The organism is Mizugakiibacter sp., from assembly GCF_039680435.1.
GTDB lineage: Bacteria > Pseudomonadota > Gammaproteobacteria > Xanthomonadales > Rhodanobacteraceae > Mizugakiibacter.
The window spans coordinates 42,478-56,458 of sequence record NZ_JBDKSX010000093.1 but is presented as its reverse complement, the minus strand read 5'-3'; the positions used below and the strand labels follow the sequence as shown (position 1 = coordinate 56,458).

The window sequence follows — 13,981 nt, the reverse complement described above, 5'->3', positions numbered from 1 at the left end:
CGATGAAACGCAACGGAGGACGTATGAAACGGGTTAGCTTGTTGCAGCTTTTCTTCGCCGCACTGCTCGGCTCCGGCGCGTTGGCCCCTCCGATGGTCCTGGCTCAGGTCCCGGCGCGCTTCTACTGGAAGACCCTGTCCGGCGCGAACGCGGTTCCGCTCATCTTCAACTCGATCAGCGGGAACACGAACCCGTTCGATCCGGCGCACATCCCGATGGGTGATGCGAATTTCGACGGTACGCTGGCCATCGCCGGCTACGCGCGCACCTTCACCATGTTCGACCGCTCTGCCATGGCGGCGGTGCTTGTGCCGATGGGGCGGCTGTCCGGCGACGTCAACGTGGCCGGCAGAACAGCCAGCCAATCGGCCAAGGGCTTCGGCGATCCGATGGCCGAATTCGACCTCAACATTATCGGGCCCCCGGCACAGAAAACGCTCGCCGATGCCCTGCGCTACGAGCCGGGATTCTCGGTCGACCTGCTCGTCGACCTGGCGGTGCCGATCGGCGAATACGACAGCGAGAAGACCCTGAACATCGGGCAGAACCGGGTATATGGGCGCCTGGGAATGCCGGTCGTCTGGCAGCTTGGCCCGTGGGTACCCGGCCGGCGCACCACGCTGGAGTTCCTGCCGGCGGTGTGGCTATTCGGGGACAACACCGACTATGTAGGAAAGACCCTGAAGACCGATCCGTTGTTCCAGCTGGATGCGCACCTGACCCACGACTTCGGCGAGCACTTCTGGGGCGCGCTCGACGCCTCCTGGTACAGCGGCGGCAAATCGACCATCAATGGCGTCCCCGGAAAGAAGCTCAACAACCTCGGCGTCGGATTCACGCTCGGATACCAGGTCAACGACAACTTGAATCTGACCTTCGGCTACAAATCGACGGTGAACGACAGCGCGCCTGACGACCTGCGCATGGACGGCTTCATGATTTCGCTCGTGTACGGATGGCATCCGATCATCGAGGGTGCAAAACGGCTCGAGGGCGAATAGGAGTGACGTAGAGATTCACGATAGCCACGTTGACGTTCGAGCATGTCGTCGCCGACCGACGTGACCCGGGTGTAGCTGCCTTCGGTCAACTGCTTGACAACTTCCTCGCGCACGAGAGCCGACGATCTTTCCTTGATCCGTTGCGAGTCGCTCGCGCTGATCCGCATCGTCGCAGCCTTGGGTCCACCCATTGGGTTCGGGTGTCCGAGGCTCTGCCGCGGCGACGCATGCGTACGTGGACGCGCAGGCAAGCCACCTGACAATCGACAGCGTCTGCTTGGTGCTCCTCCGGTCCTCCGGGGCGACGAACTGAAATCCGCCCGGTGCCCGCTGACGTGAGCTCCTGCACGGGTGCGCTCGAGCAGACGCGGATCTGCGGAAGGCGTCGTTCCTCGCTCCGGCGCGCGATGACGCGACGCTGGCGTGCGGTGGCACGCGACGACAGGTGGTGCCAAGGTCCAATAGCGCAACCCTGCAGCGTCCCCGATCATGGGCATCGTTCAATGCGTCAGCGCGTAGGTATTGCGGCAAGCGATCTGAGGCTTTGACCTGGCAGGTCGCGCCGGTGCAGTCGACCGGCGCCGATCCGACGTCTTTCGTTTCACTCCGGTTGCGAGGACTGCCCATGACACGCACGAATCCTCGAGTTCTATTCGCCGCCGCGACGCTTTTCGCCGCATGCATCCCGTGTGCAGTGTCTGCACCGCCGGCCAATGTCGATGCCAATGCCGACGAGATTCTGCGCTCGATGACGAATTACATGGCCGGACTCAAGCAGTTCAGCGTGCAGACGGAAAACACGATCGAGAGGGTGACGACCGAAGGGCAGACCATCCAGTTCGTGTCACCCGGGAAGGTCACGGTGTCGCGACCCGACAAGCTGTTGGCCGAACGGCGCGATAACGTCGCAGACCAGATCTTCTATTACGACGGCAAGTCGTTGACGCTCTACAACCCGGGCACGGGTTACTACGCGACCGCGAGCGTCCCCGGAACGATCGATGCGATGCTCGATTTTGCGCAGGAGAAGCTGGATGTGACGGCTCCTGCCGGCGACCTCATCGACTCCCGTTCCTACGACCTGCTCATGCAGGACGTCAAGTCGGGCATCTACGTCGGACTGGAGACCGTCGCAGGACAGCGGTGCCATCACCTCGCATACCGCGCCGGCGATGTCGACTGGCAGGTATGGGTCCACGATGGCGAGCGACCCTACCCGTGCCGCTACGTGATCACCTCGAAGGACATGGCCGGGGAACCGCAGTTCGCCGTGGAGATCACGAAGTTCGACCCTGCGCCCAGGATCGACAAGGCCATGTTCCACTTCGTCCCGCCGGCCAATGCGATAGCGGTCGAATTCCAGCCAACCAGTCAAGCGCGCTAACGTCGTGAGGAGCTGGCCATGAAGATTTCCGCCACCGCTTTAGTCGTTGGGTCGGCCATTGCACTGGCTGCGATGGACATGGTTTCGTCCGTGCATATCGGCATCATCAGCAGCGCGCATGCCGTCGTCGGCAGACCATTGACGCCAGTGAGCTACGCAGGTGTCGCACGACGCACCACACGGCGCGCGGTTGCGGCCACGAGCACGCATACCACCACGGTGATCGTGTCGACACCGCCGTCGACTACCGTGGTTGCCGTCGGCACGGTTGTTTACGTACTGCCGAAGGACTGCGCGCGAACCAAGATCGGCGGCGACAGCTATTACCATTGTGGTGCCACCTATTATCACGCCACATATCAAGGCAATGATCTGGTGTACGTCGTAGTGCAGCCGTAGCGCGAGATAGGGGTCGAAGGAAGCGCGTCGAAACGCCTGATTTCCACACGCCACGCCCTTGTGGCTATCTGACGCGCCGTGCACGCGCAGATGCTTCGATTTGTCGATTTTGCTTCGGACCTGATACACCTGTCTCGAGCAGACGCGCCATGTTGCGACTTCCTCCAGCGACGCGTCTGCCTGGCGATCCGGTGAAGGCTACCGGATCCCGCATCCGATCCGCCCCGGGTCCGACGGCTCTTCTTCCAAGGAAACCGGGTCCTGAATCGGCAGCCATTCCGCGTCTCCGCAGCCTCGCCAGATGGCTGCGGGAGCTGATGGCCTCGCCGAATCCATCGCCCGCTGCCCGCTCCGCTTCTCGATGCGGAAGAACTCGCTCGAGAACTCGGGTGCTCGAGATTCTTGTCATCGCGTTCTTCGTCGTGGGGGTTGCCGTCGAACGCGATTCATGGGCAGCGGATTGCATTGGTCTCGTGCTCGGTGGCGGCGGCGCACGTGGCGCCGCGCATATCGGTGTGCTCAAGGTGCTCGAACGCGAACATATTCCGATCTGCAAGATCGCCGGCACCAGCATGGGCGCGATCATCGGCGGCATGTACGCGTCGGGCTACAGTCCGGAGGACATCGAACGGATACTCGGCGAGATCGACTGGAAAGACGTGCTCGGCGACGATCCGCCGCGCGAGAAACTCAGCATGCGGCGCAAGAACCAGGATCTGGAATTCCTGCTCGGCTACGAGATCGGCTACCGCAACGGTCGTATCACGGCGCCGCAGGGATTGATCCAGGGCCAGAAACTGCTGGTGCTGTTGCGCGAAATCCTGGCGTCGACCTGGAAGATCGACAACTTCGACGATCTGCCGATACCGTTCCGTGCGGTCGCGGCGGACCTCGTGAGCGGACAACCGGTCGTCTGGAGCCAGGGCGATCTCGTGCTGGCGATACGTTCGAGCATGTCCGTGCCCGGCGCGTTCGCGCCGCTTACGGTGGACGACTACCTGCTGGTCGACGGCGGCATCTACGACAACGATCCTGTCGACGTCGCGCGCGCGATGGGTGCCAACCGCCTGATCGTCGTGGATGTCGGCACCCCGATCATGAAGCGCGAGGACTTGACGACGCCAGTGGCGATACTCAACCAGGTCGTCTCCACGCTCTCGCAGGACCGCATCAATCGCGAGCTCGCTTCGCTCGGGCCGCGCGATGTGCTGATCAGTCCGGAGCTCGGCGACTTCAGCGCGGCCGCGTTCGACAAGGCCGCCACTGTGATTCCGATCGGCGAGCGCGCAGCCGAAAAGGTGCTCGACCGCCTGCAGCCCTTCAAGGCCGACGCACGTACTTACGCCGAGTTCACCGCGCGCCATCGGCTGATCGCCTTTACGCCGCCGGTGGTCCGGTTCGTGAAGGTCGATTCCGCCAATGCCGGAGCGGTGCGACTCCTCGAGCGCGAGATGCGGGTTCTTGTCGGCAAGCCGCTGGACGCCACGCAAGTCGATCGCCTGATCGAGGCTGCATACGGCTCGGGCCGTTACCAGACCATCCGCTACCGGGTCGTGGATCGCGACGGCGAGGCGGGGCTGGAGATTACTGCCGTCGACAAACCCTGGGGGCCGAACGTCGCGGAGTTCGGATTCCAGCTGAGCAGCGATTTCAGCGGCAACAACGACTACCAGATCAAGACCGACGTGACGTTCCAGAATGTCAACGATGCGGGCGGCGAATTGCGCAATCGCTTGCGCCTGGGCGGAGTGAGCGGAATCGAATCGGAGTTCTACCAGCCATTCGGTCTCGGCGCGCGCTTCTTCGCGACCAGCCAGGTCGGCTACGCGGCGGAGAATATCCCGCGGTTCGACGGCACCGAGCAAATTGCCGATTATCGTCTGCGCCGGGCCGGGTTGAGAGTCGGAATCGGAATGTATCTGTCGAACAATCTCGCCGTGGCCGTCGGGCTGAAATATGGTCATGACTGGCTGGGCCGCCATATCGGCGCCACGGATGCGATTGCGGACTCCGATGCGGCGTTCGGCGCGGCTTCGGCCAAGGTCGAGTACGACACGCTGGACGACGCGATTTTCCCCGCGCATGGCATGCGCCTGGATTTCAATGCCGATTACTATCGCGATCAGCTCGGCAGCAGCGCGAACGCGGACTCCTACAAGATGGTGTGGGATGGCGTGCTCAGCGGCGGCGAAAACCACTTCCTGTTGGGCACGCGCCTGGCCAGTTCAACCAACTCGAGCGTCGTCGAGGTCAACGACGCGCTCGGCGGATTCTTGAACCTGTCGGGCTATCCGGAGCGCGGCATCGTCGCGCCGAATGTCGCATTCGGACGCGTCGTGTACTACCGCCAGCTCGGCGATCCGCAGGCATTGTTCACGGTGCCGGTGTACTTCGGTGCCAGCGTCGAAGGCGGCCACGTCTGGGGCCAGCAGCAGGCGACCAATCTGAATCTCGACGCGGTCGTGTACGCGGGCAGCATCTTTGCCGGGGTCAAGACGCCGTTCGGCCCGCTGTTCCTCGGCTATGGTCAGACGAGCAACGGGCATTCGTCGGTGTATCTGACCTTCGGCACGCTGATCCGGCCGCGATTCTGATTTCGTGCGTTGCGCCCACCTTGCGGCGGCAACCCGTGTCCGCGGGCATTCGGTCGCCGGGCATTTCCCGAGCCTTCAGGCCGGCGCCGCTACTGCGCCGGGATCGTGATCAGTGGGATGTTTTCGCTGCCGCCGGTTTCGGCCAGCGTGAAGCAGAAGACGATGGATGACATTGCGCGCTTCGTCCGCAGGTCGTCATCGTCGATCCAGAACCAGTGCTCGCGATACCTGACCGCGGCATAGGCCCTGGCCGGCTTCTGCGTGCCGCTGTGAATGCGCATCGCGTCAAGCTGGCCTTCGTTCCCTGGGCTCTGGATTGCCGGTGTAGCGCTGTGGTCCTTCAGGTGTGCTTCCGGTATCTCCACATAGCTTGCGAAGGCGTTCAGGATCTGCAGCATGGAACGGCTGGCGACTGCCAGTACGCCCGGCGACCCGCGCACGGGCGAATAGCTGAGCACGTATTTCGCCTGGTCTGGGAGGTTGAGCAGCTGGCGGATTTCAGCTTGCTTCTGGATTATGTCGGCGGGGACGTTGTCGCGCCTGAACAGGAGTACGGCCGTTTGGCCCTTGCCTTTTTCTCCCTCGACGCGCATGCCAACGGCGCCTGCAGCCTGCACCTCACGCAGCAACTCCAGCACGCGCAGGAACTCGGGGTCTGCTTCCCTCACCACGCCCGCCGCGGCCGACCGGTTGCGCACGCCGTTAAGCGACTCGACCGTCAGGGCCAGGATGAAATCCGCCGGGTAGCCGGATTGCAGCAGGGCAAAGATGTTCTTCGGATCGATCGGCGTAAGAAGACCGCGCATGAACTTCTCGCCGGTCAAGGGCGAATAGGTGATGGTGGGACGATCGGTATAGATCGCCAGCCCGTTTGCCGACAGATAGTTGCCCTGGACTGCCCGGTCCGAAGAAGCGACGCCGGTGATGTTGACGCCGGCCTGCAAGGAATATCCGGCGACGATCGAGGATACGTCGACGAACACCGGCAGATCCATGTAGCGCAGCTTGACGATATTCAGCAGCGTCTGTTCCTTCCACGACTCGGCGATGGCGGTGCTGTAGTCGAAACGATCCGCCACGACGGAACCCGGTCCCAGGTGCGCGCAACCAGCCACGGCGAGCGTGCCGAGCAGCGCTGCGGCGAAAACCCTCTGATTCCGGTTCGCATGCATCGTGTATTGCTTTTTTTCCACGCTGCTCGACTTCCGATCCATGCGAGCGGGGCCACGAACTGGATGATCTGCCTGTGTTCGGTGCTGGCGTGCGCTAGGACGCATAGTGGTGCACAAATCCGTGCACCGAGGGTAGCGATTGAGAGAGTCGGGCGGAATTGGACCAAGTGCCCATGTGTCACAGGGCGCGGATTCAACAACGAGGTGCAGCACTGACCCGCTGGAGCGGCCCAGGCGCAGTAGCCTGCGCAGCTTCACCGCCAAGTGGAATCGCACATGGGCTACACGCGCCTGGGCGAGCACGAACGCTGCCTGATTCAGCGCCGTACTTCATCGAGGCCGGGCGCGCGGCGCTGGCGCTGATCGAGGCGATGACCCGCATCGCCGATCGGGGCGACGCGGTGCCCGACGAGGTCTGGAACGAGGCCCGGCGTCGCTACGACGACAAGGCGCTGGCCGGGCCGACGCCCGCGATCGCCATGATCAACGTGGGGAACCGCCTCGATGCCGCCATCCGCCGGCCGGCGGGAGCGTGGAAGGGCCGATGCGGTTGGCACGGCCGGCCCGTGCCGCGGGCCGGCCGCTTCCGGCTTACGGCGTGCCGAGCGTGGCGCGCTCGAATTCCTCGAGCTGCTTCCAGCGGTTGACGATGCGGCAGAACAGCTCGGCGGTGCGCTCGGCGTCGTAGATGGCGGCGTGCGCTTCGCGGCCGTCCCAGGGGATGCCGGCGGCGAGCGCGGCCTTGGACAGCACGGTCTGGCCGTAGGCGAGGCCGGCCAGGCTGACCGTGTCGAAGCAGCTGAAAGGATGGAACGGGCTGCGCTTGTGGCCGGTGCGGCGGATCGCGGCGTTGAGGAAGCCGAGGTCGAAGGCGGCGTTGTGGCCGACCAGGATCGCGCGCTGGCAGCCGGCCGCCTTGACCGCCTGGCGCACCGGCTTGAACACGTGTTCCAGCGCCTCGCGCTCGGCGAGCGCGGCGCGGAACGGGTGGTCGGGGTCGATGCCGGTGATCTCCAGCGAGCGCGGGTCGAGGTTGGCGCCGGGGAACGGCACCACGTTCGCGGCGACGGCGGGCTCGGGATAGACGCAGCCGTCGTCGCCCATGCGCACGACCACCGCGGCGATTTCCAGCAGCGCGTCGTGTTCGGCGTCGAAGCCGCCGGTTTCGACGTCCACCACCACCGGCAGGAAGCCACGGAATCGTTCGGCGAGCGGCAGCGCGCCGGTCGGCGCGCGTTCGGGCTGGGCATTCATGCCGGGATTATGGCTGATCGGATGCGCCGGCGGGAACGCGACGTGCGGCGCGGCGCGCCCGCGCCCCTGCCGCGCCGGCGGGGGCCTAGGTACGCAGCAGGCGCTCGGCGGCGAGCAGTACGGCCGCGATCGCCAGCAGCGCGATGCCGAACGTCGGCAGCAGCATCAGGAAGCACGCGCCCATCAGCGCCGCCGCCAGCGCCCAGGCGCGCGCGTCGAAGCGCGGCGCGGGCATGGCGTCGACGCGCAGCAGGCGCGCCAGCAGCGCGTCCAGGCTGAGCCAGCCGGGGCCCTGGAACAGCAGCGGCAGCAGCATCACCACGAACAGCAGCGGCAGCTTGAAGTTGCCGTAGCCCATGTCGGTGATCGCGTAGCCCTTCGCCAGGTCGCCCCACATGCTGAGCATGTCCGGCCAATGCACCGCGGCGGTGGCGACGAAGGTGACGAACAGCAGCGCGAACGCGGCGAAGCGCGTGCCGAGGCCGAGCCACAGCAGCACCGCGCCGGCCAGCTCGGTCCAGGTCGAGAGCTGCCAACTGAAGCCGGTCGGGACGTGATCGAACGGGAACGGGAAGCGGTCCTGGATCTCGGCGAACCAGTTGTCGCCGTACAGCTTCTCGCGGCCCGATTCGAAGAATTCCCAGCCCATCACCAGGCGCAGCACCAGCGGCGGCAGCCACTGGCCGACGCCGCGCAGGCGCGCGGTAAGCCCTTCCCAGGCGCCGAGCGCGCCCGCGATCGCGGTGTTCATGTGCATCCCCTCGCGTGTGGTCAGTGCGGGCGCGTGCCGAGGATGGCGCCGCGTTCCCGCAGTGCGCGCAGCAAGGCGATGCCGGCTTCGCGCAGTCCCGGCGCGGCGCCGGCGTGTTCGGCCAGCAGCGCGTCCAGGCATTCAAGACCGGAGGCGTGCGCGTTCGCTTGCAGGCGCGCGAACAGCAGCGCGCCGAGCGGGTCCAGCGCGTGGAATTCCACGCGGTCGTCGGCGTTGCGCAGCAGCAGGATCAGGGTCGGTTCGGCGGGCGGCGCGTCGGGGCGGAAGTCCGGGCCGATGCGCTGCACCGGCCAGCGGTATTGCAGCAGCCAGGCCAGCGGCGAGGGCACCGGCACGCCGGTCAGCGGATCGCCGGCGGGATCGTGCGGCGCGTCGGCGGCTTCGCGCTCGTCCAGCGCGAGGCGTGTCTCGGCGTATTCGTAGTGGGCCAGTTCGGGCAGGAACGGCGCGTCTTCGGCGCCGCGTTCGGCGCGCGCTTCGAGGTAGGCGACGAACTCGGCGCCGATCTCGTGGAACAACGGCGTGCGCGCGGGGTGTTCGCGGTAGAAGTCGCGCACCAGGCGCCGCCACGTCGCCTCGTCGTGGAGCCGGCGGATCACCGGGAAATTGGCGGCCAGCAGCGAGGCGATGTTGTTGAAGAACAGCTCGCGGTAGACCTGCAGGCGGCGATCCTCGATGCCGTCCGGCGCCGGGATGTTCTCCGGATCGCGCAGGTGCGCGGCGAAGCGGTACTGCAGCGCGCGCGTGGCGTCAGGCGACAGCGGCATGCGGCGCCTCCGCGGCGATCGCGCGCTGCAGCGCGCGCACGCGCGCGACCTCGTCCAGCAGCTCGGCCAGCGGCGGGAAGTTGAAGTCGCGCTCGAGCAGGGTCGGTACCGGGCCGAGGCGCCGGTAGGTGCGCTCGAGCAGCGCCCACACCGGGTCGGCCACCGCCGCGCCATGGGTGTCGACGATCAGGTCGGGTGCCTCGACGTAGTGGCCGGCGACGTGCAGGTAGGCGACGCGCTCGAGCGGCAACCCGGCGATGTAGGCGTCGGGGTCGTAGCCGTGGTTGATGCTGTTGACGTAGACGTTGTTGACGTCCAGCAGCAGGTCGCAGTCGGCCTCCGCCAGCACGGCGTTGACGAATTCGAGCTCGCTCATGTCCGCGCCGGGGATGGCGTAGTAGGACACGTTCTCCACCGCGATGCGGCGGCCGACGATGTCCTGCGCGCGGCGGATGCGCGCGGCGACGCGCTGCACCGCGGCCTCGGTGAATGGAATCGGCATCAGGTCGTAGAGCTGCGCGTCGTCGGCGCAGTAGGACAGGTGTTCGCTGTAGCAGCGCACCCGGTGCGCGTCGAGAAAATCGCGCACGCGATGCAGCAGCGCTTCATCCAGCGGCGCCGGACCGCCCAGCGACAGCGACAGGCCGTGGCAGACGAACGGATGGCGCTCGGTCAGCGCGCGCAACGCGCGGCCGGGCTGGCCGCCGACGCCGATCCAGTTCTCCGGCGCGATCTCGAAGAAGTCGACCGCGGGCGGCGCAGGCAGATCCTGCAGCGGGCCCAGCAGGGCCCGCCGCAGGCCGAGTCCGGAGCCTTCGACGGGAAAGCGCGGACTCATGGCGCGACTCAGCGCATGCCGCCGCAGGCACCTTCCTTCGCCTTCATCTTGGCCTTGTCGGCGCCGCACGCGCCTTCCTTGCCCTTGGCCTTGCCGCCGGCCTTGTCGCTGGAGACCTTGTCGCCGCCGCAGTGACCCTCGTGGGCCTTGCGCCGCGCGCCGCACTTGCCTTCGCCGCACTTGCCTTCTTCGTGCTTCATGGTCTTGTCGCCCGCCTTCGGCGCCGGGTTCGGGGCCGCTTCCTTGGCGGGCTCCTGGCTGCCGGTCGCCTGGGCGAGCATGTAGCCGCTGCCGAGCGAGCCGAGCTGGAAGGCGCTGGCGGCCGTGGCTTGCATGGACAGGCCGCCGACCAGGGCGGCGCCGAGGGCGATGCTGAGCGGTTTCACGAACGACTTCGACATGGTGGACTCCTCCGGTTAGCGGGTCCGCGCCCGCGGGTTGCCGTCGCATGCACGGCAGATGATGTTTGCCGCCCTCGCATCCCGGTTTGCCGATCACGAGTCTCGGCGCTTGCGTCGGGGGCGACGGCGGTCCAGGCGAGCCGGCATGCGGCGGGGTCGCTCCTCCCGCAGGCCGCATGCTGGATCGGCTGACTAGACCGGGTCGACAAGCTACGCCTTACGCATGCCGGCGAACAGTTCCGGAAGGCACGCCCGCGCCGGACCGCGAGACGGCTGTAACCGTTCCGTCATCGCGCCCCAACCGGACTGTCAAGAAGTTGCTGCATTCTGCGCACCGTTCACGAATACTTAACCGTTTTCGCTACACCCACGGTCGCGCGGCGTCCCGCGCGACCGCAAACCCAACCGGAGCGGAGTCACCATGAGCAAGACACTTCTGGCTGCGGCGATCGCCGTGGTGTTCGGTACGGCCAGCCTGGGTGCCAAGGCCGACGTCAACACCGTCGTCGGCGGCAAGATGTTCTTCGACCTGACCGACATCAGCCAGAAGAACAACGACGTCAAGACCGGCAACGACGGCACCGGCTTCGACGTCAAGCGCTTCTACCTGACCGTCGACCACAAGTTCGACGATGTCTGGTCGGCCAACCTGACCACCGACTTCAACTATGTCGGCAACGACGGCGAGACCAATCTGTTCGTCAAGAAGGCCTACCTGCAGGGCAAGTTCGATCCGCTGTTCATCGTGCGCGCCGGCTCGGCGGACCTGCCGTGGATCCCGTACGCCGAGAACGTGTACGGCTACCGCTTCGTCGAGAACACCCTGATCGACCGCCTGAAGTTCGGCACCTCCGCCGACTGGGGCGTGCACGTGCTGGGCGGCAACGGCAGCTTCAACTACCAGGCCGCGGTGGTGAACGGCGCCGGCTACAAGAACCCGTCGCGCAGCAAGAGCATGGACTTCGAAGGCCGCGCCGGCGTGCAGTTCGGCGACTTCCTCGCGACGGTCGGCGGCTATTCCGGCAAGCTCGGCAAGGACACCGAGACGACGCCGGCGCTGCATACCGCCAACCGCGCCGATGCGCTGCTCGCCTACAAGGCCAGCGCGTTCACCGTCGGCGGCGAGTGGTTCCAGGCCAGGAACTGGAACAACGTCGTCACCGCCGCCACCGACAAGGCCGACGGCTGGTCGCTGTTCGGCAACGTCAACCTCAATCCGGACTGGGCGGTGTTCGCCCGCTACGACAAGGCGAAGCCGAGCAAGGACCTCAATCCCAGCCTCGAGGACAAGTACTGGAACGTCGGCCTCGGCTACAACGTGCGCAAGGGCGTGCGCCTGGCCTTCGTCTACAAGAACGACAAGCTGGAAAGCGATACCACCAAGCTGGACACCAAGGAGTTCGGCATCTGGGGCGAAGTCGCCTTCTGATCGCACCGGCCGCACGATCGGCTATCGCAACGGAGCACGCTCCCGGGACGGGCGAACGGCAGGCGCAAGCCTGCCGTTCTTGTTTCCATACCCGCGGGCCTCTGCGCGCGGAGACGGGACGTGCCGCTATTCGCGCGTCTTCGCCTTGTACGCGCACAGGTCGCGGATGGCGCAGTGCGGGCAGTCCGGCTTGCGCGCCTTGCACACGTAGCGGCCGTGCAGGATCAGCCAATGATGGGCGTCGCGGCGGAATTCGGCCGGCACCGCCTTCAGCAGCTTGTCCTCGACCGCGCGCACGGTCTTGCCCGGCGCGAGGCCGGTGCGGTTGGCGACGCGGAAGATGTGCGTGTCGACGGCGATGGTCGGCTCGCCGAACGCGGTGTTCAGCACCACGTTGGCGGTCTTGCGGCCGACCCCGGGCAGCGCCTCCAGCGCGGCGCGCTCGCGCGGCACTTCGCCGCGGTGGCGCTCGATGAGGATGCGGCAGGTCTCGAGGATGTTCTTCGCCTTGCCGTTGAACAGGCCGATCGTGCTGATGTAGCGCTTCAGCCCGTCCTCGCCCAGCGCCAGGATCCGCTGCGGCGTGTTGGCGACCGGGAACAGCTTGCGCGTCGCCTTGTTGACGCCGACGTCGGTGGCCTGCGCGGACAGGATCACCGCCACCAGCAGCTCGAACGGCGTGGCGTATTCGAGTTCGGTGGTCGGCTTGGGATTCAGCTCGCGCAGGCGGCGGAACAGCTCGGCGACGTGCTCGCGCTTCATGCGGCCTCCGCCGTCGCGGCACGCGCCGCTGCGCGCAATGCGCGCTTCCGCTTCAGCGCGAGCAGCAGCGCCAGCGCGACGAACGCGCCCGGCGTGAGCGCCGCCAGCCGCAGCCCGTGCGCGGCGCCGAACGGATGCAGCGCCAGCGCGCCGGACACGGCGCCCGGCAGCGCACCCGCGCCGGCGAACAGCGTGCCCTGGCCGGCCAGTTCGCGCGCCGCGCCGAGCGCCAGCAGCAGCGCCGCGAGGCCGAGGCCGTCGCGCAGGCCGCGGCGCACCCGTGCGAGCGCGGGCAGGTCCGCCGCCGTCGCGCTGCGCCGCAGGCCGCCGTGCGCGACGATCAGCGGCACGAACAGCGCCAGCGCGGGAGCGAGCGCGGGCACCCATGCGTCCAGCAAGCGCTGCGCCGCCGTCGCCGCGGCGGCGAGCGCCAGCACCGCGACCAGCGCGCGCGTGCCGCCCGTCAGTGCGCGCCGCGGCAGCGGCGCCAGCACCAGCGCGCCGGCGACCGGGACGACTGCCACCGCGACGCCGAGCGCCAGCCCGCGCGTCGCATCGACGCACGCCGGCAGCAGCGGACACAGGCCGAGCACGGCGATCTGCCGGAAGTGCGCGTCGGGCGGGGCGTCGTCGGTGCGCATGAGGGCGCCGGGCGGCGCGCTGGCGGGCGTGTGCATGCGGCCGATTCTAGGCGATGCGGGCGCTCGGGACGCGTCCGTTCGGACCGCTCGGCTGTCCCCGCGAGGCCGCTTGATGCGACGCGGGGCACGGCGGAGACTGCGATGCGGCAGGCGCGATCGCCGCGGCTTGCGGAATTCCATCATGGGCGCGGACGCGCGCAAGCGCTGGTCGCAGCAGGTGACCGAAACCAGCAACGCGCTCGATCTCGAGCCCGGCGTGTTCGCCTGGGACGACCCGCGCCGCATCGCGCTGTCGCTGCGCCGCTCCGCCGAGCGCAGCCGGCGCCGCAAGAGCGCGCCGTTCCGTTCGGCGATGTCGATGCTCGTCTTCTACATCAACCGCGCCGGCAGCAAGCTGCCGGCCGGGCGGCGCGCCTGCCTGGAAGCGGCCAAGGACGAGCTGCGCGCGCTGTACGGCCGGCCGCGCCGGCTGAAGTAGGGTGGGCCTTGGCCCACCGATCCCCAAGGCATGGCTGGCGATGGTGGGCTGCAGCCTATCCTGCGCCCTGCGCCCGGAGCGCGTTCTGG

General features: G+C 67.1%; 14 protein-coding genes. 6 read left to right on the top strand and 8 right to left on the bottom strand.

The features are described from left to right. Positions 1 to 23 precede the first annotated feature (23 nt). From ABFC67_RS10160 to ABFC67_RS10145, 4 genes are all read left to right on the top strand, one after another. Positions 24 to 1,001 (top strand): transporter, encoded by a 978-nt coding sequence (locus ABFC67_RS10160; RefSeq protein ID WP_346737911.1) that lies wholly within the window; start codon positions 24 to 26, stop codon positions 999 to 1,001. Between the two features lie 544 nt (positions 1,002 to 1,545). After that, complete coding sequence (locus tag ABFC67_RS10155) at positions 1,546 to 2,385, top strand: DUF2092 domain-containing protein (protein WP_346737910.1); 840 nt, start codon at positions 1,546 to 1,548, stop codon at positions 2,383 to 2,385. 18 nt (positions 2,386 to 2,403) lie between these two features. Beyond that, positions 2,404 to 2,784 (top strand): hypothetical protein, encoded by a 381-nt coding sequence (locus ABFC67_RS10150; protein ID WP_346737909.1) that lies wholly within the window; start codon positions 2,404 to 2,406, stop codon positions 2,782 to 2,784. A gap of 389 nt (positions 2,785 to 3,173) precedes the next feature. Beyond that, positions 3,174 to 5,378, top strand: a complete 2,205-nt coding sequence (locus tag ABFC67_RS10145; protein ID WP_346737908.1) for a patatin-like phospholipase family protein — start codon at positions 3,174 to 3,176, stop codon at positions 5,376 to 5,378. Positions 5,379 to 5,467: 89 nt separating this feature from the next. On the opposite strand, the gene ABFC67_RS10140 is transcribed toward ABFC67_RS10145, so the two are convergent. The 6 genes from ABFC67_RS10140 to ABFC67_RS10115 form a co-directional block, all read right to left on the bottom strand. After that, entirely contained in the window at positions 5,468 to 6,571 is a 1,104-nt protein-coding gene (locus tag ABFC67_RS10140) for a hypothetical protein (protein ID WP_346737907.1), read from the bottom strand. A gap of 570 nt (positions 6,572 to 7,141) precedes the next feature. Next, the gene (gene rnt / locus ABFC67_RS10135) at positions 7,142 to 7,804 is read right to left on the bottom strand and encodes a ribonuclease T (protein WP_346737905.1); all 663 of its coding nucleotides are present in this window, start codon (positions 7,802 to 7,804) and stop codon (positions 7,142 to 7,144) included. An 85-nt stretch (positions 7,805 to 7,889) separates the two neighbouring features. Continuing rightward, on the bottom strand, positions 7,890 to 8,561 hold the full coding sequence (locus ABFC67_RS10130) for a DoxX family protein (protein WP_346737904.1): 672 nt from the start codon (positions 8,559 to 8,561) through the stop codon (positions 7,890 to 7,892). Between the two features lie 14 nt (positions 8,562 to 8,575). Continuing rightward, on the bottom strand, positions 8,576 to 9,343 hold the full coding sequence (locus tag ABFC67_RS10125) for a putative DNA-binding domain-containing protein (RefSeq protein ID WP_346737903.1): 768 nt from the start codon (positions 9,341 to 9,343) through the stop codon (positions 8,576 to 8,578). Beyond that, positions 9,327 to 10,181 carry a DUF692 domain-containing protein gene (locus ABFC67_RS10120; protein ID WP_346737902.1) on the bottom strand — a complete coding sequence of 285 codons (855 nt, stop codon included), beginning with the start codon at positions 10,179 to 10,181 and terminating at the stop codon, positions 9,327 to 9,329. The genes ABFC67_RS10125 and ABFC67_RS10120 overlap by 17 nt, the downstream gene beginning before the upstream one ends. Before the next feature lie 8 nt (positions 10,182 to 10,189). Continuing rightward, entirely contained in the window at positions 10,190 to 10,582 is a 393-nt protein-coding gene (locus ABFC67_RS10115; RefSeq protein ID WP_346737901.1) for a hypothetical protein, read from the bottom strand. Positions 10,583 to 11,003: 421 nt separating this feature from the next. On the opposite strand from ABFC67_RS10115, the gene ABFC67_RS10110 reads away from it, so the two are divergent. Continuing rightward, positions 11,004 to 12,011 carry a porin gene (locus ABFC67_RS10110; protein WP_346737900.1) on the top strand — a complete coding sequence of 336 codons (1,008 nt, stop codon included), beginning with the start codon at positions 11,004 to 11,006 and terminating at the stop codon, positions 12,009 to 12,011. A 126-nt stretch (positions 12,012 to 12,137) separates the two neighbouring features. Here the strand turns inward: ABFC67_RS10110 and nth are convergent, their stop codons facing one another. Both nth and ABFC67_RS10100 read right to left on the bottom strand, forming a co-directional pair. Then, positions 12,138 to 12,773 carry an endonuclease III gene (gene nth, locus ABFC67_RS10105; RefSeq protein ID WP_346737899.1) on the bottom strand — a complete coding sequence of 212 codons (636 nt, stop codon included), beginning with the start codon at positions 12,771 to 12,773 and terminating at the stop codon, positions 12,138 to 12,140. Next, positions 12,770 to 13,450 (bottom strand): Rnf-Nqr domain containing protein, encoded by a 681-nt coding sequence (locus ABFC67_RS10100; protein ID WP_346737898.1) that lies wholly within the window; start codon positions 13,448 to 13,450, stop codon positions 12,770 to 12,772. The genes nth and ABFC67_RS10100 overlap by 4 nt, the downstream gene beginning before the upstream one ends. A gap of 145 nt (positions 13,451 to 13,595) precedes the next feature. On the opposite strand from ABFC67_RS10100, the gene ABFC67_RS10095 reads away from it, so the two are divergent. Beyond that, complete coding sequence (locus ABFC67_RS10095; protein WP_346737897.1) at positions 13,596 to 13,892, top strand: DUF3175 domain-containing protein; 297 nt, start codon at positions 13,596 to 13,598, stop codon at positions 13,890 to 13,892. The last annotated feature ends 89 nt before the right edge of the window (positions 13,893 to 13,981 follow it).